The 19,433-nt window shown below is 73.0% G+C and carries 18 protein-coding genes; 10 read left to right on the forward strand and 8 right to left on the reverse strand.

What is annotated here, in order from left to right; genetic code table 11:
- Positions 1 to 2 precede the first annotated feature (2 nt).
- The 4 genes from C4U03_RS22165 to C4U03_RS22180 form a co-directional block, all read right to left on the reverse strand.
- A complete protein-coding gene (locus tag C4U03_RS22165; protein ID WP_146087466.1) occupies positions 3 to 1,250 on the reverse strand; it encodes a hypothetical protein in 1,248 nt (415 codons plus the stop codon).
- A 24-nt stretch (positions 1,251 to 1,274) separates the two neighbouring features.
- Positions 1,275 to 1,778: a SigE family RNA polymerase sigma factor gene (locus tag C4U03_RS22170; RefSeq protein WP_103939781.1), complete on the reverse strand. Its 504-nt coding sequence runs from the start codon at positions 1,776 to 1,778 to the stop codon at positions 1,275 to 1,277.
- 120 nt (positions 1,779 to 1,898) lie between these two features.
- Positions 1,899 to 3,203, reverse strand: a complete 1,305-nt coding sequence (locus tag C4U03_RS22175; RefSeq protein WP_103939782.1) for a sensor histidine kinase — start codon at positions 3,201 to 3,203, stop codon at positions 1,899 to 1,901.
- A 48-nt stretch (positions 3,204 to 3,251) separates the two neighbouring features.
- Positions 3,252 to 3,908 carry a response regulator transcription factor gene (locus C4U03_RS22180; protein ID WP_103939952.1) on the reverse strand — a complete coding sequence of 219 codons (657 nt, stop codon included), beginning with the start codon at positions 3,906 to 3,908 and terminating at the stop codon, positions 3,252 to 3,254.
- A 157-nt stretch (positions 3,909 to 4,065) separates the two neighbouring features.
- Here C4U03_RS22180 and C4U03_RS22185 point away from each other — a divergent pair, with 157 nt between their 5' ends.
- The 4 genes from C4U03_RS22185 (at position 4,066) to C4U03_RS22200 (ending at position 7,662) form a co-directional block, all read left to right on the forward strand.
- Complete coding sequence (locus tag C4U03_RS22185) at positions 4,066 to 4,536, forward strand: hypothetical protein (protein ID WP_103939783.1); 471 nt, start codon at positions 4,066 to 4,068, stop codon at positions 4,534 to 4,536.
- Entirely contained in the window at positions 4,533 to 5,615 is a 1,083-nt protein-coding gene (locus tag C4U03_RS22190) for an efflux RND transporter periplasmic adaptor subunit (RefSeq protein WP_103939784.1), read from the forward strand. The genes C4U03_RS22185 and C4U03_RS22190 overlap by 4 nt, the downstream gene beginning before the upstream one ends.
- Positions 5,612 to 6,319, forward strand: a complete 708-nt coding sequence (locus C4U03_RS22195; protein ID WP_103939785.1) for an ABC transporter ATP-binding protein — start codon at positions 5,612 to 5,614, stop codon at positions 6,317 to 6,319. Before C4U03_RS22190 ends, C4U03_RS22195 begins: the two co-directional genes overlap by 4 nt.
- A 155-nt stretch (positions 6,320 to 6,474) precedes the next feature.
- On the forward strand, positions 6,475 to 7,662 hold the full coding sequence (locus C4U03_RS22200) for an ABC transporter permease (protein ID WP_235018042.1): 1,188 nt from the start codon (positions 6,475 to 6,477) through the stop codon (positions 7,660 to 7,662).
- Positions 7,663 to 7,817: 155 nt separating this feature from the next.
- Here the strand turns inward: C4U03_RS22200 and C4U03_RS22205 are convergent, their stop codons facing one another.
- Complete coding sequence (locus C4U03_RS22205; RefSeq protein WP_103939787.1) at positions 7,818 to 8,639, reverse strand: thioesterase family protein; 822 nt, start codon at positions 8,637 to 8,639, stop codon at positions 7,818 to 7,820.
- 131 nt (positions 8,640 to 8,770) lie between these two features.
- On the opposite strand from C4U03_RS22205, the gene C4U03_RS22210 reads away from it, so the two are divergent.
- From C4U03_RS22210 to C4U03_RS22230, 5 genes are read left to right on the forward strand one after another with little or no spacing between them, the layout of a single operon-like run.
- The gene (locus C4U03_RS22210; RefSeq protein ID WP_235018043.1) at positions 8,771 to 9,313 is read left to right on the forward strand and encodes an RNA polymerase sigma factor; all 543 of its coding nucleotides are present in this window, start codon (positions 8,771 to 8,773) and stop codon (positions 9,311 to 9,313) included.
- Positions 9,310 to 10,158, forward strand: a complete 849-nt coding sequence (locus C4U03_RS22215; protein WP_103939789.1) for a hypothetical protein — start codon at positions 9,310 to 9,312, stop codon at positions 10,156 to 10,158. The genes C4U03_RS22210 and C4U03_RS22215 overlap by 4 nt, the downstream gene beginning before the upstream one ends.
- Positions 10,155 to 11,015, forward strand: a complete 861-nt coding sequence (locus C4U03_RS22220) for an ABC transporter ATP-binding protein (RefSeq protein ID WP_103939790.1) — start codon at positions 10,155 to 10,157, stop codon at positions 11,013 to 11,015. Before C4U03_RS22215 ends, C4U03_RS22220 begins: the two co-directional genes overlap by 4 nt.
- Positions 11,012 to 12,514, forward strand: coding sequence for an ABC transporter permease (locus tag C4U03_RS22225; RefSeq protein WP_103939791.1), 1,503 nt, complete (start codon positions 11,012 to 11,014; stop codon positions 12,512 to 12,514). Before C4U03_RS22220 ends, C4U03_RS22225 begins: the two co-directional genes overlap by 4 nt.
- The gene (locus C4U03_RS22230) at positions 12,511 to 13,203 is read left to right on the forward strand and encodes an ABC transporter (protein ID WP_103939792.1); all 693 of its coding nucleotides are present in this window, start codon (positions 12,511 to 12,513) and stop codon (positions 13,201 to 13,203) included. Before C4U03_RS22225 ends, C4U03_RS22230 begins: the two co-directional genes overlap by 4 nt.
- Before the next feature lie 40 nt (positions 13,204 to 13,243).
- On the opposite strand, the gene C4U03_RS22235 is transcribed toward C4U03_RS22230, so the two are convergent.
- From C4U03_RS22235 to C4U03_RS22245, 3 genes are all read right to left on the reverse strand, one after another.
- Positions 13,244 to 13,861, reverse strand: coding sequence for an FMN reductase (locus C4U03_RS22235; RefSeq protein WP_103939793.1), 618 nt, complete (start codon positions 13,859 to 13,861; stop codon positions 13,244 to 13,246).
- Positions 13,858 to 15,009, reverse strand: a complete 1,152-nt coding sequence (locus C4U03_RS22240; RefSeq protein WP_103939794.1) for an LLM class flavin-dependent oxidoreductase — start codon at positions 15,007 to 15,009, stop codon at positions 13,858 to 13,860. Before C4U03_RS22240 ends, C4U03_RS22235 begins: the two co-directional genes overlap by 4 nt.
- A gap of 294 nt (positions 15,010 to 15,303) precedes the next feature.
- Positions 15,304 to 16,671 (reverse strand): pyridoxal phosphate-dependent aminotransferase, encoded by a 1,368-nt coding sequence (locus C4U03_RS22245; protein ID WP_200827394.1) that lies wholly within the window; start codon positions 16,669 to 16,671, stop codon positions 15,304 to 15,306.
- Positions 16,672 to 16,801: 130 nt separating this feature from the next.
- Here C4U03_RS22245 and C4U03_RS22250 point away from each other — a divergent pair, with 130 nt between their 5' ends.
- Entirely contained in the window at positions 16,802 to 18,160 is a 1,359-nt protein-coding gene (locus C4U03_RS22250; protein ID WP_160147059.1) for a protein kinase domain-containing protein, read from the forward strand.
- The last annotated feature ends 1,273 nt before the right edge of the window (positions 18,161 to 19,433 follow it).

The following is a 19,433-nucleotide window of genomic DNA, read 5'->3' on the forward strand; positions in this document are numbered from 1 at the left end:
GGTCAGTTCCGCCAGCTCGGGTCGGTCACGAGCCGGTAGAGCTGCTCCAGCGTGAGCGCGGGCGTGTCGCGGGTCTTGGGGCCGCTCTTGAGCGACGTCCCGTTGGCAACCATGGCGACGACTCGCAGCCCGTCGGGGTACATCACGTCCGCGATGCGCACGGTCACCCCCGACTCGACCACATCCGCCGCGCGCTGCTGGAGGTAGACCACGGCGCCGCCGGAGAGGGTCCGCTTGGTGCAGGAGGCGTCGGGCGGATCATCCTTGGTACGTTCCCTGCACCCCGACGGCCCTGACTGGGGATCCTTGTTCCGCCAGGTCTGCACGTTGACGTCGATCGTCGTCCGGCCCTTGGCGTCGCCGAAGATCAGCGACACGTAGCCATCCGAGATCTGCGGGTGAGTGATCCTCCCTCCGGCGGGCAACAACCTCCGCAACGTCGCCATCAGCTTCTCGCCCGGATGCTCCTCATAAAGATCAGGACCGACCGGTTGCCCGGGGGCCGGCAGCCTGGCCGCCACCCTGACCCAGGCGGGATCGGTGACGATGCTCGTCATCTGCGCGAGGGTCAGCGGGGGGTCCGGGCGGGTCGGCCCGCCCTCGTGCTTCTCCTCGGGAGAGTTGTACTGCCCCAGGTGGATCAGGATGCCGCCAGGACGGCTCAGCTCGGCGTACCAGAGTTTTTCACCGGTGTTGAACTGCGGGCGGGTGAACCCCTTGTTGAGCACCAGCACCGACCCGTCCGAACGACGGGTGGCCTTACAGTCGTCGTACGGGTGGATCTGGACCGGCACGCACTGCGCCTCCGGTTCGCTGGGAGAGACGCGCCGGATCGACAGGGAGATCGCCGCAGGCCCTTTGCCGTCGTCGAACTGGCCGTCCACAACGCTGGCCAGACCTATGCCAGGCCAGGGTGGGTCGACGGTCAGCCTGCCTCCGGCCGGCAGCAGGCCCCGGAAGATCCTGACCACCTCCTTGTGCGGCACCGGGTTCGCCGGGGTGGCCGGGGACGATGAGGCGGTCACCTGCGGTGTCAGCGTCTCGGTCCGGCGGGAATCGTCGCCGAGGACGCTCACGCCGGCGACGGCGATGGCCGACAGCCCGAGCACGGTGCCGCCGGCCCGCAGCAGGCGGGCGCGGCGCCGCATCCGGTGACCTCTGGCCAGCCCCGCCGCGGCCAGGTCCGCGGGCGGCCGTACGTCGGCCATCGCGATGCGCATCGTCTCGGAGAGCTTCTGTTCGTCGGACAAGCTGATCACCGCTTCCGGGTCGTGCTATCGGCTGGTGACGTCGAGGAACTGGTCGCCGAGCACCTCGCGCAGGCGCTCCAGCGCGCGCATGGAGCGGTTGCGCACCGCCCCGGCGCTCAGGTGCAGGACGGTGGCCGTCTCGCTGACGCTGCGGTCCTCCCAGAAACGCAGCACCAGAACGGCACGGTCCTGGACGGGCAACCGGGCGAGCCCGTCCAGGAGCGTCATCCGCAACGCCGTGCCGTCGACGGCGTCGCCGGTGCCGGGACGGTCCGGCAGGGACGCCGTGGGCCGTTCGGCGGAACTGCGCCGCCGACGATGGGACAGGAACGTCCGGACCAGGATGGCCTCGCTGTAGGCGGCCGGGTTGTCGGCCCGGCTGACCTTCCGCCAGGACCGGTAGACCTTGCCGAGCGTCTCCTGGACCAGGTCCTCGGCGAGGTGCCAGTCGCCGGTCAGCAGGCACGCGGTCCGGAACAGGTGCCCGCTGCGCGCTGACGCGAACTCCAGGTACTCCTCGTCCGCCACGTGACCTCCTACGCCCTCGCCGTCACCCCCTAGACGCGCCGGCCCCCGCAACGCGTCACACAAGGATCCGCCGGGCGCGGTGGAACGGAGGGCGGTCCGTTCAACGGCATAGGGCCGGTGTCAGGCTCGCCGTGGGTGGGCCGGCTCAGGGAACGCCTGGTCCTCGGGGGTGCGGGCCGGGAGGGTGACGGTGACGGTCAGGCCGCCGTCGGGGCGGGGCTCGGCGCGGGCGTGGCCGCCGTGGGCGCCGGCGATGGCACGGACGATGGACAGGCCCAGGCCGAAGCCGCGGTCCTTGCCGGTGCGGGAGGGGGCGCGCCGATCGCCCAGGCGGCGGAACGGCTCGAAGATGGCCTCGGTCTCGTAGCGGTGGACGACCGGCCCGGTGTTGGTGACCTCCAGCCAGACCCGGTCGCCGGACGACCCGGTGCGGACGGCGAGCCATCCGCCGTGGCGGACGTTGTGCCGGACCGCGTTCTCCACAAGGTTGTGGACGAGTCGTTCGAGCAGGTACGGATCGCCGGTGGCGGGAGCGGGACCGAGCCGCGGGAGCCGGACCGTCACGCCCGCCTCCCCGGCGGTGTCGGCCGTCTCGGCCAGGACGGTGCGGACGACGTCGGACAGATCGACGGGGTGGCGTCCGGTCAGGTCGTTCTCGCTGTCGGCGAGGGTGAGCAGGCCGTCGATGAGGCGTTCGTGCCGGGCGTTGACCTGCAGCAGGGACTCGCCCAGCGTCCGGGTGTCGGGCGAGGCCCCGGGACGGGTGACCGACACCTCGATCAGCGCCCGGTTGATCGCCAGCGGGGTGCGCATCTCGTGCGAGGCGCTGGCGATGAAGCGGCGCTGGCCGTCAAAGGAGCGGTCGAGCCGTTCCAGCATGGCGTCGAAGGTGTCGGCGAGCTGCTTGATCTCGTCACGGGGGCCGGCCAGGGCGATGCGCTCGTGCAGGCCGCGCCCGGCGCTGTCGGCGATGCGCCGGGCGGTCTCGGTGATCCGGTGGACGGGGCGCAGCCCGCGCCCGGCCAGCACCCAGCCGAGCGCCACCGCGATGACCGTGACCCCGCCGAGCGCCAGCGCGCCCTGGGTGAGCAGCGATTCCAGGGTGTCCCGGCGGTACGCCTCCTGCGCGGCGAGCACGTTCGCCGACAGTTTCCTGAGCTCGGCGAGCTGGTCGCCGGTGAGGGTGAGGGGCCGGCCGTTCTGGACGCGCAGGAGGCTCTGCGCGAGTGCGTCGTTCCGCTGCAGCCCGGCCGCTCCCTGTGCTCCGTACGTGCCCGCCTGGTTTTCCAGGCGCTGCTGGACGAGCAGGTAGGTGCTGCCCAGAAGCAGCGTGCCGGCGAGCACGAAGACGCCCCCGTAAAGCGCGGTCAGGCGCGCTCTGATGGTCCAGTTCCGAGGGGCGACACGGGCCAGGGCCGTTTTCATCTGACTCCTTGAAGCGTGGAGACCCTTGCCGCTAGGCGGGGGAGGAGGTCAAGGAATGCGGTATCCCGCTCCCGGAAAGGTCTCGATGACCGGCGGATCGCCGAGTTTGCGGCGCAGCTTCAGCATGGTGACCCGGACGATGTTGGTGAACGGGTCGATGTGCTCGTCCCAGACACGGGTCAGCAGTTCCTCGGTGGATACCACGGCTCCTTCGGCGCGCATGAGCTCGGCCAGCAGGGCCAGCTCCCGGTTGCCCAGCGGCACGGGGCGGCCGTCACGGTGCACCTCGCGCCGGGCGTAGTCCACCCGGATCCCGGCGCGTTGCAGCACCGGTGGCGCCGCCGGGCGGGAACGGCGCGCCAGCGCGTGCACGCGCGCCGACAGTTCCGTGAAGGCGAACGGCTTGGACAGGTAGTCGTCGGCTCCCAGGGACAGCCCGGCGACGCGTTCGTGGACGGCCGAGGCGGCGGTGAGCATCAGCACCCGCGCCCGCGCACCGGACTCGATCATCGACCGGCAGACCGTGTCGCCGTCCACCAGCGGCAGGTCGCGGTCCAGCACGACCACGTCGTAGTCGTCGCCGGCGAGCAGTTCCAGCGCCCGGTCGCCGTCGTGGACCACGTCCACGGCCAGCGCCTCACGGCGCAGCCACTCGGCGATGGCGTCCGCGATCAGCTTTTCGTCCTCGACCACCAGAACACGCATGACGGTCATGCTGACGGACCGGCCGTTACCTGGGCGTAAGCCCCGCTTTCGGCGGTCGCCGTCCGGGCCAGCGAGGTAATGCCCAGGTAACCGGCCGTCCGTTCTACTGCATGTCGGCGCCGAAATGGCGGGGAAGGGGATCTCGGAAATGTTCCATATGACGTACAGGTCGGTCTTCGCTCTCGGCTTGGCGGCCGTGCTGTTGCTGTCCGCCTGCGGCGGCTCCGAAGACGACGCCCCGAGCGGCGGCGGACCCGGCGGAATGACCGTGAACACCGACGAACTGGTGGAGTTCGCCGAATGCCTGCGAGGCCAGGGAATCGACGTGCCGGACCCCAAGCCGGGACAGAACCTCGCCAACTGGCTGTCGGAGGAGAACAGGGCCGAGCTGAGGGACTCCCGGGCCGTGGCGGCCTGCGAGGACAAGCTGCCCTCCGCCGTCAAGGACCGGATGAAGGACCCCGAGCTGCAGAACCGGCTCCTGCGGTTCGCCCAGTGCATGCGCGACAACGGCGTGGACATGCCCGACCCCAAGAACGGCAGGCTCGACTTCGACGCCATCGACCGCGACGCGCCCAACTACCAGGAGGCGGCCGGCAAGTGCCGCGAGACCCTGGGGGGCCGATGAGACGGCGGCGCGTCCTCGCCGTCACCACGGCGGCCGTCCTCGCGGTGGGCGGTGGCATCACCGTCACCACCGCGGCCATGGGCGGCGGAGACGAAGCGGCCGCAGGGGATCGGCGGCTCCCGAAGGAGACCGCCGAGGTCACCCGGGGCGACCTGGTGGACACCAAGACCGTCGACGGCACTCTCGGGTACGGCGAGGAGTGGCCCCTGATGGCGTCCGCGTCGGGGATCGTGACCGGGCTGCCCCGGGAGGGCGCCACCGTCGAACGCGGCCGGACCCTGTACGACCTGAACGGCGAGCCCGTCACCCTCATGTACGGCGACGTGCCCGTCTACCGTCCCCTGTCGGTCGGAACGAGCGGTGCGGACGTCGAGCAACTGGAACGCAACCTCGACCGGCTCGGTTACGGCGACGACATGACGGTCGACGACGACTTCACCTCCGCCACCGCGGACGCCGTCCGGGACTGGCAGGACGACCGGGGCCTGCCCGTGACGGGGACGATCGACGGCGGCGAGGTGGTCTTCGCGCCGGGCGCGGTCCGGGTCACGTCCCGCCCGGTCGGGGTGGGCGGCCGGTCGGCGGCCGGGCAGCCCGTGCTCCGGGTGACCGGCACCGAACGGCTCGTCCGGGTCCACCTGGACACCGCCGACCAGCAACTGGCCCGCAAGGGCGCCGGGGTACGGGTCGAGTTGCCGGACGGCGGGACCGTCCCGGGGAAGGTCACCGAGGTCGGCACCGTCGCCACCGCGAAGGACGCCGACGGCCAGGCGACCGGATCCCCGTCCCCCGACTCGACGATCACCGTCGAGATCACCCTGGACGACCCGGACCGGGCCGGGCGGCTGGACCAGGCCCCCGTCAGCGTCCGGCTGGAGAGCGAGCGGCACAAGGACGTCCTGTCGGCTCCCGTCGAGGCGCTGCGGGCGCTGCCGCAGGGCGGCTACGGCGTGCAGGTCGTCACCGGGGGCTCGGTACGCCTCGTTCCGGTGGAACCCGGCCTGTACGCCCAGGGCCGCGTCGAGATCAGCGGACCGGGCGTCACCGCGGGCACCAGGGTGGGGGTGCCGGCGCGATGAGCGGACCGGACACGCCGTTGGTGGAACTCGACCAGGCGGGCAAGGAGTATCCGGGCGGGGTCACCGCCCTCAGGGACGTGTCGCTGACCATCGGCGAAGGCGAACTGGTCGCCGTCGTCGGGCCGTCCGGCTCGGGCAAATCCACCCTGCTGAACCTGGTCGGGACACTGGACCGGCCCTCGTACGGCACGGTCCGCATCGCCGGGCTGGACGTGGGGCGGCTCACCGACCGGGAGCTGTCGGCGCTGCGGGCGCGGCTGATCGGCTTCGTGTTCCAGCAGTTCCACCTGGCCGACGGGGTGAGCGCGCTGGACAACGTCGCCGACGGCCTGCTCTACACCGGTGTCCCGCCGCGCGAACGCCGTCTGCGGGCCGCCGCCGCACTGGACCGGGTCGGGCTCGGCCACCGGCTGGACCACCGTCCGCACCAGCTGTCGGGCGGAGAACGGCAGCGGGTGGCCGTCGCCCGCGCGGTGGTGGGCGAGCCCAGGCTGCTGCTGGCCGACGAGCCGACCGGCAACCTCGACACCGCCTCCGGCGCCGAGGTGCTGCGGCTGCTGCACGGACTCCACGCCTCCGGCACCACGGTCGTGATCATCACCCATGACCCCGAGGTCGCCGAGGCGGCCCCCCGCCGCATCAGAGTCCGCGACGGATCCGTGACCACCGATGACACGGCGGCCACGGTGGGAGGACCACGATGAGACTCGTTCTCCCATGGCGGCGATCCCGCGATGATGCCGCCGGTCCTCGCGGTCGAGGGCTGCGGCCGGGTGGCAGACCTGCGGTGCGGCTCGTTCCCGCACGGTGGCGGTCTCGTGATCGTGATGGTGCCGCCGGTCCGCGTGGTGGGTCTGCGGTGCGGCTCGTTCCCGCGCGGCTGCGACCCCGCGACACGCTGCGGGTCGGGGCGGCGGGCCTGCGCACCCGCCCGGCGCGGGTGGTGCTGTCGGCGCTGGGCATCGCCATCGGCATCGCGACCATGGTCGCCGTGCCGGGCATCTCCGAGTCCAACCGCGCCGACCTGCTGCGCCGGCTCGACCGGCTGGGCACCGACCTGCTGACCGCCTCGGCGGGCACCACGCTGACCGGCGGGCGGTCGCCCCTGCCGGAGCGGGCCGTCCAGGTGACCCGGGGCATCGACGGTGTGCTGACCGTGGGCGCCACCGGGGAGACCACGGCCTCGATCCTGCGCACCGACAAGATCCCCGAGGAGGAGACCGGGGGTATCGGGGTGAGCGCGACCACCCCCGAACTGCTGCGGACCCTGAAGGTGGACGTCGTCCGGGGCGAGTGGCTCAACCCCGCCACATCCCACTACCCCGCGGTGGTGCTCGGCCCGGTCGCCGCCGACCGGCTCGGGATCACCGAGCCGGGCGTCCCGGTGTGGATCAACGATCGCTGGTTCACCGTCGTCGGCGTTCTCGGCCCCGCCCCGCTGGCCCCCGACATCGAACGCTCCGCCCTGGTCGGCTGGGACGCCGCGCGGACGTACCTGGGCTTCGACGGGTATCCCACCACCGTCTACGAGCGGTCCACCCCCGAGTCGGTGCGCGACGTCCAGGCCGTCCTGGCGCGCACCATCAACCCGGAGAACCCGGAGGAAGTCGAGGTCAGCCGTCCCTCCGACGCGCTGGCCGCCCGGGCCGCCGCCGACGAGGCGTTCGCCGGCACCCTGCTGGGGCTGGGGGCGGTCGCGCTGCTGGTGGGCGGCGTCGGGGTGGCCAACACGATGGTCATCTCGGTGCTGGAACGCCGCCGCGAGATCGGCCTGCGCCGCTCGCTCGGCGCCACCCGCGGCCACGTCCGCGTCCAGTTCCTGACCGAGTCGCTGCTGCTGTCGGCGCTGGGCGGCACGGCGGGTACCGTGCTCGGTGCGCTGATCACCTCCGGGTACGCGCTGACGCGGGACCTGCCGATCGCGCTGCGCTGGTGGGTCTTCGCCGGGGCGCTGGCCGCCACGCTGCTGGTCGGAGCGGTCGCCGGACTCTACCCGGCGGCCCGCGCCGCCAGGGTGTCCCCGACCGTGGCCCTCAGCGGCACCTGACCCACGGCCGGCCGCCTGATCGGAGCTGCTGTGCGGCCAAGGGACTTGCGGGCCGGTCATGGCGGCGATGGGGCCAGTGCCTCGGCCATGTCCACCCGGTTCGCGGTCGCCTGGATCGGCCGGCATAGGTCGAGGCGCACCGAGTGGGCGGGCGGTCAGCGCGGGATCGACGGATCGGGGCGGCACAGCAGTTGACCGGAGCCGGAGGCGAGCAGTTTCCGCCCGCGTGACCACACTCTGGTGCGAAAGCCGATCAGCCCGTCTTCGGCCACGTCGGCGGTGCCCTCGCCGAACAGCCACTCCTCCTCGGCGGCCGGGCGGTGGAACTGCACGTTCAGGTCGAGGTTGGGGGCGATGTAGCCGCTGTCCGGCGGGTGGGCGCTCCAGGCCGACCCCCAGGCCAGTACGTCGAGCAGCACGAGCTGCCGGGCCACGTCGTCGGTGGTGTGCGCTGGAAAGCGGTACCACGCGCCGTAGTACGGCCTGCCCGGCGTGACACTCTCCCCATCCTCCGGCCAGTAGAGGGGCTTGCCCTCGATGTTGTTCCACATGGCCAGGGGAGGAGGATCCGAGTCGGAGGTCAGCTCGGCGAACGAGCGCAACTGCTCGGGCCCCGGCACCTCCGGCATCGTCGCGGCGTCGTGGCGCAGCCCGTCCAGGTGGTCGGCCGTCAGCCAGATCAGTGCCTCGGCGATCGGTTTCCCGTCCTGCCGCATCGAGCACCGCACCGACTCCGCCCGCTTGGACCGGCGCAGGCCGACCACCTCCAGCTCGACGGGTGCGAACCGGCCCACCGACACGAAGTGGCAGGACACCGACGCCACACGGGACAGCGGGCTGTGCGCGCGGGCGGCCTGGACGAGGATCGCGGCCAGGTATCCGCCGTTGGGACCCCAGGCGTCCCATTCGGGTGACAACTCGGCGGTGTAGCGGCCGTCCCCACCGGTCACCGCCGCGTCGACCGCGAGATCTCCCATGCTGGGGACACTAGGTCGCCCGCCGGGCCGAAACAATCGGTTTTTCCGGCGATGCCGGGTCGGCTCTCGGACAGGACGCCGGCGGCGTGAACCGGCCGGACGGCCCGATGCGATGAGTCAATGTGACGAGCGTGAGCAGGGCGGGTCCGGGCGACGGTGAGTTGGTGAGGGCCGCCGCTGACGGGGACCGGGGCGCCTTCGAGGAGCTTTACCGGCGGTACGCGCCGTGGCTCAGAGCGCGGCTGCGGAGCAGGTGCGCCGATGCCGCGCTGGTCGACGACGTCGTGCAGGAGACCTTCCTGGCGGTGTGGCGCGGCACCGCCCGCTACCACCACGACGGCGACGTGGCCGGCTGGCTGTGGCGGATCGGGGCGCGGCGGCTGGTCGACGCGCTGCGCGGGGACGGTGCCCGTGGCCGGCTGCGGCAGGCGCTGGCCAGGCTGCGCCACCGCGAGGAGGTGTCGGCCGAGGAGCATGTGCTGACCCGGATCGAACACGGCGATCTCGCCGGTTCGCTGGAGCGGCTGTCCCCCGAACTGCGGGCGGTCCTGCAGGCGACGGTGATCGACGGGCTGACCACCCGGGAGGCCGCCGCGCTGCTCGGCATCCCGCCGGGAACGGTCAAGACCCGGGCCATGCGGGCCCGGCGGCAACTGCGGCAGGAGCTGGCATGACATGGCATGTGCCCGAGGACGACCTGCGGGCGTACGCGACGGGGGATCTCGCGCCGCCGCGGCTGTGGTCGGCGGACACGCATCTGATGGCGTGCGAGCGGTGCCGGCTGGCGCTCGGCGCCCACGCGGACCCGGACGAACTGGCGGCGGGCTGGGCACGGCTGGACGCCGAACTGGACGCGCCCCGTCCGGGACCCGTCGAATCCCTGCTGACCAGGGTCGGAGTACCGGACCACACGGCGCGGCTGCTGGCGGCGACGCCGGTGCTGCGGCGGTCGTGGCTGACGGCGATGGCCCTGACCCTGCTGCTGGGGGCGATCGTCGGCCGGCAGACCACGCCGTTGCTGCTGCTGCTGACGGCGCCGTTGCTGCCGCTGGTGGGCGTGGCGGCCTCCTTCGGCCCCGCCCTGGATCCCACCTACGAAATGGCGGTGGTCGCGCCGGTGCACACGTTCCGGCTGCTGATGGTGCGGACGGTGGCGGTGCTGGCCACGACGGTGCCGGTGGCGCTGGCGGCGAGCCTGGCGGTGCCGTCGTTCGGGGCGGTCACGGTGGGCTGGCTGTTGCCGGCGCTGGCGCTGACCACGCTCGGGCTGGCGCTGATGCCGTGGCTCGGGACGGTCGCCGCGCCCGCGCTGGTCGGCTTCGGCTGGGTGGCCGCCCTGCTGGCCGACCAACTGCTGTCGTCGCACGGGGCGTTGTTCCCGCTCACGTCGGCCGGGCGGCTGGCCGCGGGCGGGGCGGCGCTGGCCGCGGCCGTGGCGCTGGCGGCGGCGCGCGACCGGTTCGAGACCGGCCGCCATCTGAACCCGTCTCTCCGATTCACGGCCGGGAGGCTGTCATGACGCACCCCACGATCTCGGCCTCCGGGCTGAGCCTGTCCTACCGGGGCACTCGGGCGGTGGATGAGGTGTCGCTGCGGCTCGAACGGGGCGTCACCGGGCTGCTGGGCCCCAACGGGGCGGGCAAGACGACGCTGCTGCGGATTCTGGCGACCGCGACGCCGCCCGACCGGGGCGCGCTGACCCTGCTGGGCCACGACCCGAGTACGGTGCGCGGCCGGCTCCAGGCCCGCCGGGAGCTCGGCTACCTGCCGCAGAACCCGGGGTTCCACTCCGGTTTCACGGCGTTCGAGTTCGTCGACTACGTGGCGATCCTCAAGGAGCACACCGACCGTAGGGCCCGGCACGCCGAGGTGCGCCGGGTGCTGGACGAGGTCGGCCTGGCAGAGGTGCGGGGGCGGCGGATCAGGGCGCTGTCGGGCGGGATGCGGCAGCGGGTGGCGCTGGCGGCGGCGCTGGTCGGCGATCCGGGGTTCCTGGTGCTGGACGAGCCGACCGTGGGCCTGGACCCCGAGCAGCGGATGCGGTTCCGCGAGCTGATCGCCGCGGCGGGGGAGGGCCGGACCGTGCTGCTGTCGACCCATCAGACCGAGGACGTGGCGATGCTCTGCCACCGCGTGGTGGTCATGGACAAGGGGCGGGTGCGGTTCGACGGGACGCCGGGCGAGCTGGTGGCCAGGGCGCGGGGCCGGGTGTGGGCGAGCCCGGAGCGGTCGCCGGAGGCGCTGGCCGGCTGGCGCACCGGTACGGGCGAGTTCCGCAACGTGGGCGACCCGCCGGCCGGCGCGCGGCTGTTGGAGCCGACGCTGGAGGACGGCTATCTGCTGACGCTCGACGGCGCATCGGAGGTGACGGTATGACGGTTCTGGACCGGCCGGTGCAGGCCCCGGAGTCGGCCGGGGCGGTGCGGGCGGTGCTCGCGCTGGCCCGGGTCGAGGCACGGCGGCTGCTGCTGCACCCGATGGTCGCCATCGCCCTGGCGGGGTACCTGCTGTGGCCGCTGTGGTCGGGTTCGTGGCGGGACACCCATCAGGTACTCCAGGAGGTGGATCGGGAGAGCCAGCTAGGGCCGCTGCTGGTCGGCCTGGCGGGGCTGCTGGCGGCCAACTCGGCGGTGCTGCGCTCCCTCCGCCACGGCACCGAGGCGCACTTCGGGGTGCTGGTGATGCCGCCGTGGCGGCGGACGGTCGCGCACGCCCTGTCGGTCCTGCCGCTGACGCTCGTCGTCGCGGCGGCGGTGGCCGGGATGTTCGCCTGGGAGGCGACGCGGCCCGGCGCGGTGGGGCACGCGTCGGGCTTCGAGCTGGCGACCGGACCGCTGATGGTGCTGTTCTTCGGGGTCCTCGGCGTGCTGCTGGGCAGGCTGGTCCCCTCGATGTTCGCCGGGGCGACGGCAGTCGTCGCGATCCTGGCGGTCACGTTCGTCTTCGCGGTCCTGCCGGACGGCGTGCGGTGGCTGGTGCCGCTGGTCGCCGACGAGGGCGCGGCGCCACTGCCGTCGGATCTGGTGGGCCGTCCCGCACGCTGGCACGCCCTCTACCTGGTGGGCCTGACCGTGCTGGCCGGTGCGGTCGCGGCGCTGGCCTCCGGCGGTCGTACGGCGGCGGTCCGGGCCACCGCGCTCGGGGCGCTGGGCGTCACCGTCGCGGGGACGGTGATGCAGGTGACCGGGCCGTCCGCCGCGCTGGTCGAGGCGCGGGAGCGGGCGACCCGTGACCCGGCCTCGGTGCAGGAGTGCCTGCGGCGTGGGACGACGACGTACTGCGCGTTCCCGGAGTTCGTGCCCTGGGTCGATGAGTGGCGGGTGGTCGTCGACGGGGTGCGGTCGCTGGCCGGGGAACCGGCCGCCTCCCGTGGGCTCGTCGTCCGGCAGCGGGTGAACGCGCTCGACGGTCCCTCGGGCGGTGGTCCCTCGGGCATCGTGGAAGAGCTGCCGCCGGGGCCGCGGGGCGAGGTGACGGTGAGCACCGTGTGGGGCGACGAGGGGAGGCTGGGACTCGCCGTGAGCGTCGCCCGGGGCATGGTGGTCGATGACGAGAACCATGGCGTGTACTGCGACGCGCGGGGCGTTCTGATGATGTGGATGGCGGTCAACGGAGCCCCCGGCGGGAGGGCCGCGTTCGCCAGGACCCAGACGTCCACGCTCTGGTCACCGCTCCTCGAGATCCGCCTACGGGACCGCGAGAACGCGGTCGTGCGGGCGCTGCTGGAGCGGCCGGCGGCCGAGGTCGCCCGGCAGGTCAAGGCGTCCTGGGCGGAACTGGTGCGGCCTGACGCCTCGACCGACCGCGTGGCCGCGCTGCTCGGTGTCACCGCTCCCGCCGAGACCGCCGCCGACCGGGAATGGAGGTGCGCGTGAGGCGGGAGACGGTGGTGCGGGCGCTGCTCCGCCCGGCGGCGCGGTGCCTGCCGTGGACGGCGCTGGCGGCGGGTGGCGGGCTCGGGCTCGTCCTGGTGGCCGTGCCCGGGTTGTTCTCGCCGGACATCGGCGTGGACGCCGTCGTCAACCTGCTGCGCATGGCGGCGCTGGGCGGGGCGCTGGCCATCGCGTTCGTGTTCGACGACCCGGCCCGGCACACCGTCGCGGTGCTGCCGGTCCCGCGTCCGCTGCGCCAGGGGCTGCGGGTGGCTCTGCTGCTGCCGCCGGTCGCGGTGTGGTGGGCGGTGGTGCTCGGCGTGGCGGCGGCGGGAACGGACGACGTGGCCTTGCCGGTCGGCGCGCTGACCGGGGAGGCGGCGGCGCTGTGCGCCCTGGCGGTGGGACTGGCCGCAGGGGCGGTGCGGTTCACGGCCCTGACGGCACCCGGCCCGGCCGCCGCGGGCACGCTGCTGGCGCTGTTCGTGGCGGCCACGGTGCTGGCGGACGATGTTCCGCTGCTCGTGCCCTTCGGCGACGATCGGTGGGAGTCGGCCCACAGGCTGTGGACGGTGCTGCTGCTCCTCGCATCCGCCGCCTGGGTGGTCTGCGCCCTGGAACCCCGCCGCCGCCTCACCCCGGCGCGCGCCCAGCCGCCGGTCATCGTTCGGACGGGACGCTCCGGCCGGTAGGCGAGTGGACGCAGGGTCGGCCGACCCCGGGAGGGGCGGGTCAGGCTCCGGGGAGAAGGTCTTTGAAGGGAGTGGGGTCCTCGTAGGGGTCCTTCCTGACGGTCGGGGTGCGGTCGGCGAGCAGGTCGGCCAGTTCGCCGGCGGCGCGGGCGATGCGGTCGGCCAGGCCCCGGTCGGCGTCGCCGCCGGTGCCCCAGTCCTCGGACGCCGCGTACACGGCGGTGGGGACGACGACCGCGCGCAGGTGGGCGAACAGCGGGCGCAGGGCGTGCTCCAGGGCCAGCGAGTGGCGGGCCGTGCCGCCGGTGGCGGCGATCAGCACCGGCCGGCCGGTGAGGGCGTCCTGGTCGAGGACGTCGAAGAACGACTTGAACAGGCCGCTGTAGGAGGCGCTGAAGATCGGCGTTACCGCGATCACCGCGTCCGCGCCGGCGACCGCGTCGGTCACCCGGCGCAGCGCGGCGGCGGGAAAGCCGGTCAGCAGGTTGTTGGTGATGTCGTGCGCGTGGTCGCGCAGTTCGACCACCTCGGCCCGGCCCTGTACGTCCCGTTCGCGCAGGGCGTCCACGGTGGCGGCGGTGAGCCGGTCGGCCAGCAGCCGGGTGGCGGAGGGGACGCTCAGGCCGGCGGAGACGACGGCGATCCGGCGGGTGCTCATCGGGCGCTCCCGGCGTCCTCGGCCTGCGCGGCACCCCTGGCCTGCCCGGCCTGCCTGGCCTGCCCGGCCTCGGCCTTGGCGGCGGCGGCGAGCAGACTCGCGTGGGTCGGAGCCTCGGGTACGTGTGCGGGCCTGCGGGCGGCGAACTCCTTGCGCAGCACCGGCACGACCTCCTCGCCGAGGATGTCGAGCTGCTCCAGGACGGTCTTGAGCGGCAGGCCCGCGTGGTCCATCAGGAACAGCTGGCGCTGGTAGTCACCGAAGTGCTCGCGGAACTCCAGCGTTCGGTCGATGACCTGCTGCGGGCTGCCGACCGTCAGTGGCGTCTCCCGGGTGAACTCCTCCAGGGACGGCCCGTGGCCGTAGACGGGGGCGTTGTCGAAGTACGGGCGGAACTCCTTCACCGCGTCCTGCGAGTTGCGGCGCATGAAGACCTGCCCGCCCAGCCCCACGATCGCCTGGTCGGCGGAGCCGTGCCCGTAGTGCTCGTAGCGGCGGCGGTACAGGTCGATGAGGCGCTGGAAGTGCTCCTTCGGCCAGAAGATGTTGTTGGCGAAGAAGCCGTCACCGTAGTAGGCGGCCTGCTCGGCGATCTCCGGGCTGCGGATGGAGCCGTGCCACACGAACGGCGGGATCCCGTCCAGCGGACGCGGGGTGGAGGTGAACCCCTGCAGCGGGGTGCGGAACCTGCCCTCCCAGTCCACCACGTCCTCGCGCCACAGCCGGTGCAGCAGGTGGTAGTTCTCGATGGCCAGCGGGATGCCCTGGCGGATGTCCTGCCCGAACCACGGGTAGACCGGGCCGGTGTTGCCGCGCCCCATCATCAGGTCCACCCGGCCGTCGGCCAGGTGCTGGAGCATGGCGTAGTCCTCAGCGATCTTCACCGGGTCGTTGGTGGTGATCAGCGTGGTCGCGGTGGACAGGATCAGCCGCTCGGTGCGGGCCGCGATGTAGCCGAGCATGGTGGTCGGCGAGGACGGCACGAACGGCGGGTTGTGGTGCTCACCGGTGGCGAACACGTCCAGCCCGACCTCCTCGGCCTTGAGCGCGATCGTCACCATGGCCTTGATCCGCTCCGCCTCGCCGGGCGTGCGCCCGGTGGTGGGGTCGGTGGTGACGTCGCCCACCGTGAAGATCCCGAACTGCATGGTGACGCGCCTCCATTTAGTAGAACTTTCAACTACATGAACCCATCGGCCCCGACGGCTATTCCAGCACAGCGGGGCCGTGACGGCGCGAGAACATGATCGGGCTCAGCCGGACAGGCGGCTGCGACCGTCACCACGGCCACGCCGCATCGACCGCAGCGCATCAACCGCAGGGCATCGGCCGCAGCGCATCGGCCGGTCGCGGAAATGCCGTCCCGCGACGGGAACGCCGGGCCGTGCGGGAACGGGGGAGGTGCCGTACGGGCCTTCGAGCGCGGTCAGGCCGGTGCGGGGTCAGCTCGTACGGGAGCTGTAGATGGCCTCCAGCAGGGCGTTGGTGGTCGCGGACGAGTGGGACAGCGGGTCGCCGCATCCGCAGGCGCAGACCGTTCGGGGATCCTGGTCCGGCGGGGGGAGCCGCACCGGCTGGGTCGGCGGCGCCTGGTTGGTGAACGGGATCCGGTCGGCGGAGGCGGTCTGTTCGGCGGGCTGGGCGTGCCCGGACGGCTCGTACAACTGCAGGTGGGAGATCGGGCGGGCCTTGTCGGTGCCGTACAAGTAGGCGGCCAGGCCGGTCACCAGGCGGTGGACGTCCGGCTGCGGGCGGACGACCAGGCGCAGGAACTGGCTGCCGCCGCCCAGCTTGTTGCCGCACTCGCGGACGAAGACCCCGTGCTCGTTCAGCAGGTAGTCGCGCAGGCCGACGCCGTCCCGGCCGTCCGGCAGCCTGATCATGATGAAGTTGCCCTGCGACGGGAAGACCTTCAGCCCCGGCAGCGACTCCAGTTGCCCGGCCATCGCCCGGCGGTCGGCGGCCAGCCGGGCCAGGCTCTGCAGGTACTCCTCCCGGTGCTCCTTGAGCAGGAACACCACCACCTCGGCGAAGGAGTTGAGGTTCCACTTGGGCAGCGCCCGGCGGACCCGGCCCGCCAGCGCCGGGTTGGCGACCAGATAGCCGAACCGGATGCCGTGCAGCCCGAAGTTCTTGCCCAGGCTCTTGAGGACGATCACGTTGGGCCGGATCGCGGCCTCGTCGGCCACGCTGGTCAGCGGCTCGGCGTCCACGAAGTCGATGAACGACTCGTCCACCACCACCAGGTCCAGGTCCACCAGCAGGTCCAGCAGGCGCAGCACCTCGCGGCGCGCCACGTAGCCGCCGTCCGGGTTGTTGGGGTTGCAGACCACGGCCACCCGTGAGCCCCGCTCGCGGACGAAGCCGGTGAAGGCGTCCACGTCGAAGGCGAAGTCGTGGGCCTCCGGCAGCCGGAACATGTCCACGCGCTTGCCGGTCTCCAGCGGCTGGTCGGTCCAGCGGCCGAACGTGGGGATCGGGGTGGCCAGGCTCTCGCGGACCAGCAGATGGTCGATCCAGGTGATCAGCTCGGTGGAGCCGTTGCCCATCGCCACCGTCTGCGGGTTGAGCCCCAGCGTGCCGCACAGCTCGGCGGTGATGGTGTCGGCGTCGCTCGGGTAGTACTTCAGGACGGTCTCCAGCATGCCCCCCAGCCGGCCGAACATCTCGGGCGTCGGGAAGTACGGGTTGCACGGGATGCAGAAGTCGATCAGCTCGTCGTGACGCCCGCCGCCCGCCCGGGCCAGCGCGAAGTACGACGGGCTGTGCGCGGTACGGCGGAGCAGACCCGGATCGATGGAACCGGCCAACTCGATACCTCCAGGAGTGGGGCTGGTCTGGGGTACGGCTCGTGGGACGCGCCGGGTTCGATCGAGCCGCGGGCGGGTCCGCACGCGTACCAGAGGGCGAAGGCCGCAGATCTCGGAGGGACGGCTCCACGTGCGCTCAGGTGTCCTCATCGCCGCCCGCTACCGGCTCGACCGGCGCATCGGCGACGGCGGCGCGGCCGAGGTGTGGCGGGCCACGGACGAACTGATGGCCCGGCCGGTGGCGGTGAAGGTGGTGCGTCCCGAGCTCGTGGACGGGCGTGAGTTCCGCCGCCGGTTCCAGAACGAGGCGCGGTCGGCGGCTGGGCTGGTGCATCCGCGCGTGGCCGCCGTCCACGACCACGGGGAGGCCGGCGGCATCGATGGGCGGCCCGTCCCGTACCTGGTGATGGAGCTGCTCGACGGGCGAACGCTCGCCGACCGGCTCACCGACGGACCGCTGGGCGCAGATGAGGCGGTACGGATCGGCGGCCAGATCGCCGAGGCGCTGGCCGCAGCCCATGCCGCCGGGGTCGTGCACGGTGATGTCAGGCCCGCGAACGTGTTCCTGTGCGGGGACGGGGTCAAGGTGCTCGACTTCGGGATCGCCCTGGCCTTTCGCGGACCGGCCCCGGACCGGCCCGATGACGCCGCGGCCGACGTTCACGCGCTGGGCGTGACGCTCACCGAGATGCTGACGGGCGAACGGGCGCTGGAGGGGAACTGGCCCGCCGACGTTCCGGCCGATGTCGCCGCCCTATGCTCGCGCTGCCGTGCGGACGACCCACGGGAACGCCCCACCGCCGCCAAGGCGCACGCCGCGCTTACCGGATCCCCGTCCCTGGTGCGCGAGGACGTCGTCATTGCACTCCCGATCCCGCCGCACCGCCGCGGACGCTTCTCCGGAGGGCCCGCGCGGATGCTCGGGATCGCCACCGCGGTCGGGCTGGCCGCCGCGACGGTGCTCACGGCGGTGATCCTGCCGGAAACGGACCCGGCGGGCAGGCGCTCGGCACCGCCCTTCTCCCCGCTGCCCGGCCCGTCGATCACCCCGCAGACAGAACCGCCGTCCTTCGCCTCACCGTCGTTCGCGTCACCGTCGCTCGCGCCGCCCTCGTCCGCCGTGCGGTCGGCGTCACCGAGCCCGCCGCCCACCAAGGTGGTGACGCCGCCCCGGCGTGCCCCGTCCCGGCGAACGTTGGTGATCAGGCTCAGCCGGGTGCGGGAGGTCATCGAGGCGGGCCGCGTACACGGCGAACTCCATCCCGAGGTGGCCGCCGAGCTGGACCGGCTCGTCACCGACTTCCAGAACGAACTGGCCGCCCACCGCCCCGTCGAGGTGGACCAGCGCCTCGACCTACTGCGCACCAAGGTCGCCGAGCGCTACCGGAGCGGCGCCGTCACCAGAGGCCGCGCCGTGGAACTCCTCACCGCCATCGACGCGGTCGACTCACCCGTCCACGCCGCCCCCGCCTTCGCCACCCCGCGATAAGGACGGCCGCCGACCGCCGCACAGGGCACGGCACGAGCCGGTGCCACCGGGCGAACCGGCCGGGGTGCTCCCACGGGTTGCGACCCGTCTCACCTGTCGCTTTTGACCGAACGGTCCCCTCGGTCCAGGAAGTTTCGGCATTCTCGTTGACAGCGGGGCGAGAGCAGTCGAATCATCTCAGTGATGCCCACAATTTGATCACTGTGCCCGCTATTCGGGCATGTTGAGGTGTTAGGCGGCCCCCACGTGAACACCGCTCCCGCCCAGGACCGGCTCTCGGCGAGCCTGGACCTCCCGGGCTCGCTGCGCGCGCCCGCCATCGCCCGCCGGTGGGTGGCGCAGACGCTGGACATCTGGGAGGTGCGCCCCTCCTGTGAGGCGTCCGCGCTGCTGGTCGAACTGACCAGCGAACTGGTGACGAACGCGGTGCTGCACGCCGCCCCGTGCCCCCGGGGCGTCCGTGGCGTGTCGATCCGGATGACCGTCGCGGCGGGGACGGTCCGGATCGAGGTCCACGACCCCGATCCGCTGCTGCCGAGCCTACGGGAGCCGGACTGGATCGCCGAGAACGGCCGCGGGCTGTTCCTGGTCGACGCCCAGGCCGACCGGTGGGGCGCCATCCCGTACGGCGACGGCCAGGGCAAGTACGTGTGGTTCGGCATCCGCTGCCACCAAGACGACCAGGCGGCGCCCTCCGAGCCCACCCCGTCCCCCGCCGAGCCCGCCACCACGACCTCCGAACCGTCCCCGGCGCCCTTCGAGCCGGCCAGGCCGACCCCGCAGCCCGCCCCGGTCGGCCGCGAACCCGCTCCCGCACCCGGCGACGCCGCCCCGCCGACCCTGATACCGGCCCTGCCCGGCCCCGCCTCCATCCCGGCGATCTGCGGACCTGCCCCGTCGGCTCCCCTGGCGGCGCTGCCCGCTCCCGCGTCCGTTCCGGCGATCTGTGGTCCCACCCCGTCGGCTCCCGCAGCCGCTCTGTCCGCCCCCGTGCCCGTCCTGGCGATTTGCGGCCCCGCCCGGCCGGCTCCTGGTTCTGCTTTGCCGGCTCCGGAGTCTGGCTCGGTGGCTAGTGATCCTGCTTCGTCGATTCCCACGGCCGCCTTTCCCGGTCCTACGGTCCGCGAGCCTGCCGGGTCGGCTCCTGGTTCTGCTTTGCCGGTCCCGGAGTCTGGTTCGGTGGCTTGTGGTCCTGCTTCGTCGGTTGCGGCGGCCCCCTTGCCCGACCCGGTGTCCGTTCCGGCGGTCCGTGAGCCTGCCGGGTCGGCTTCTG

The sequence above is a fragment of the Thermomonospora echinospora genome (assembly GCF_900108175.1).
GTDB lineage: Bacteria > Actinomycetota > Actinomycetes > Streptosporangiales > Streptosporangiaceae > Thermomonospora > Thermomonospora echinospora.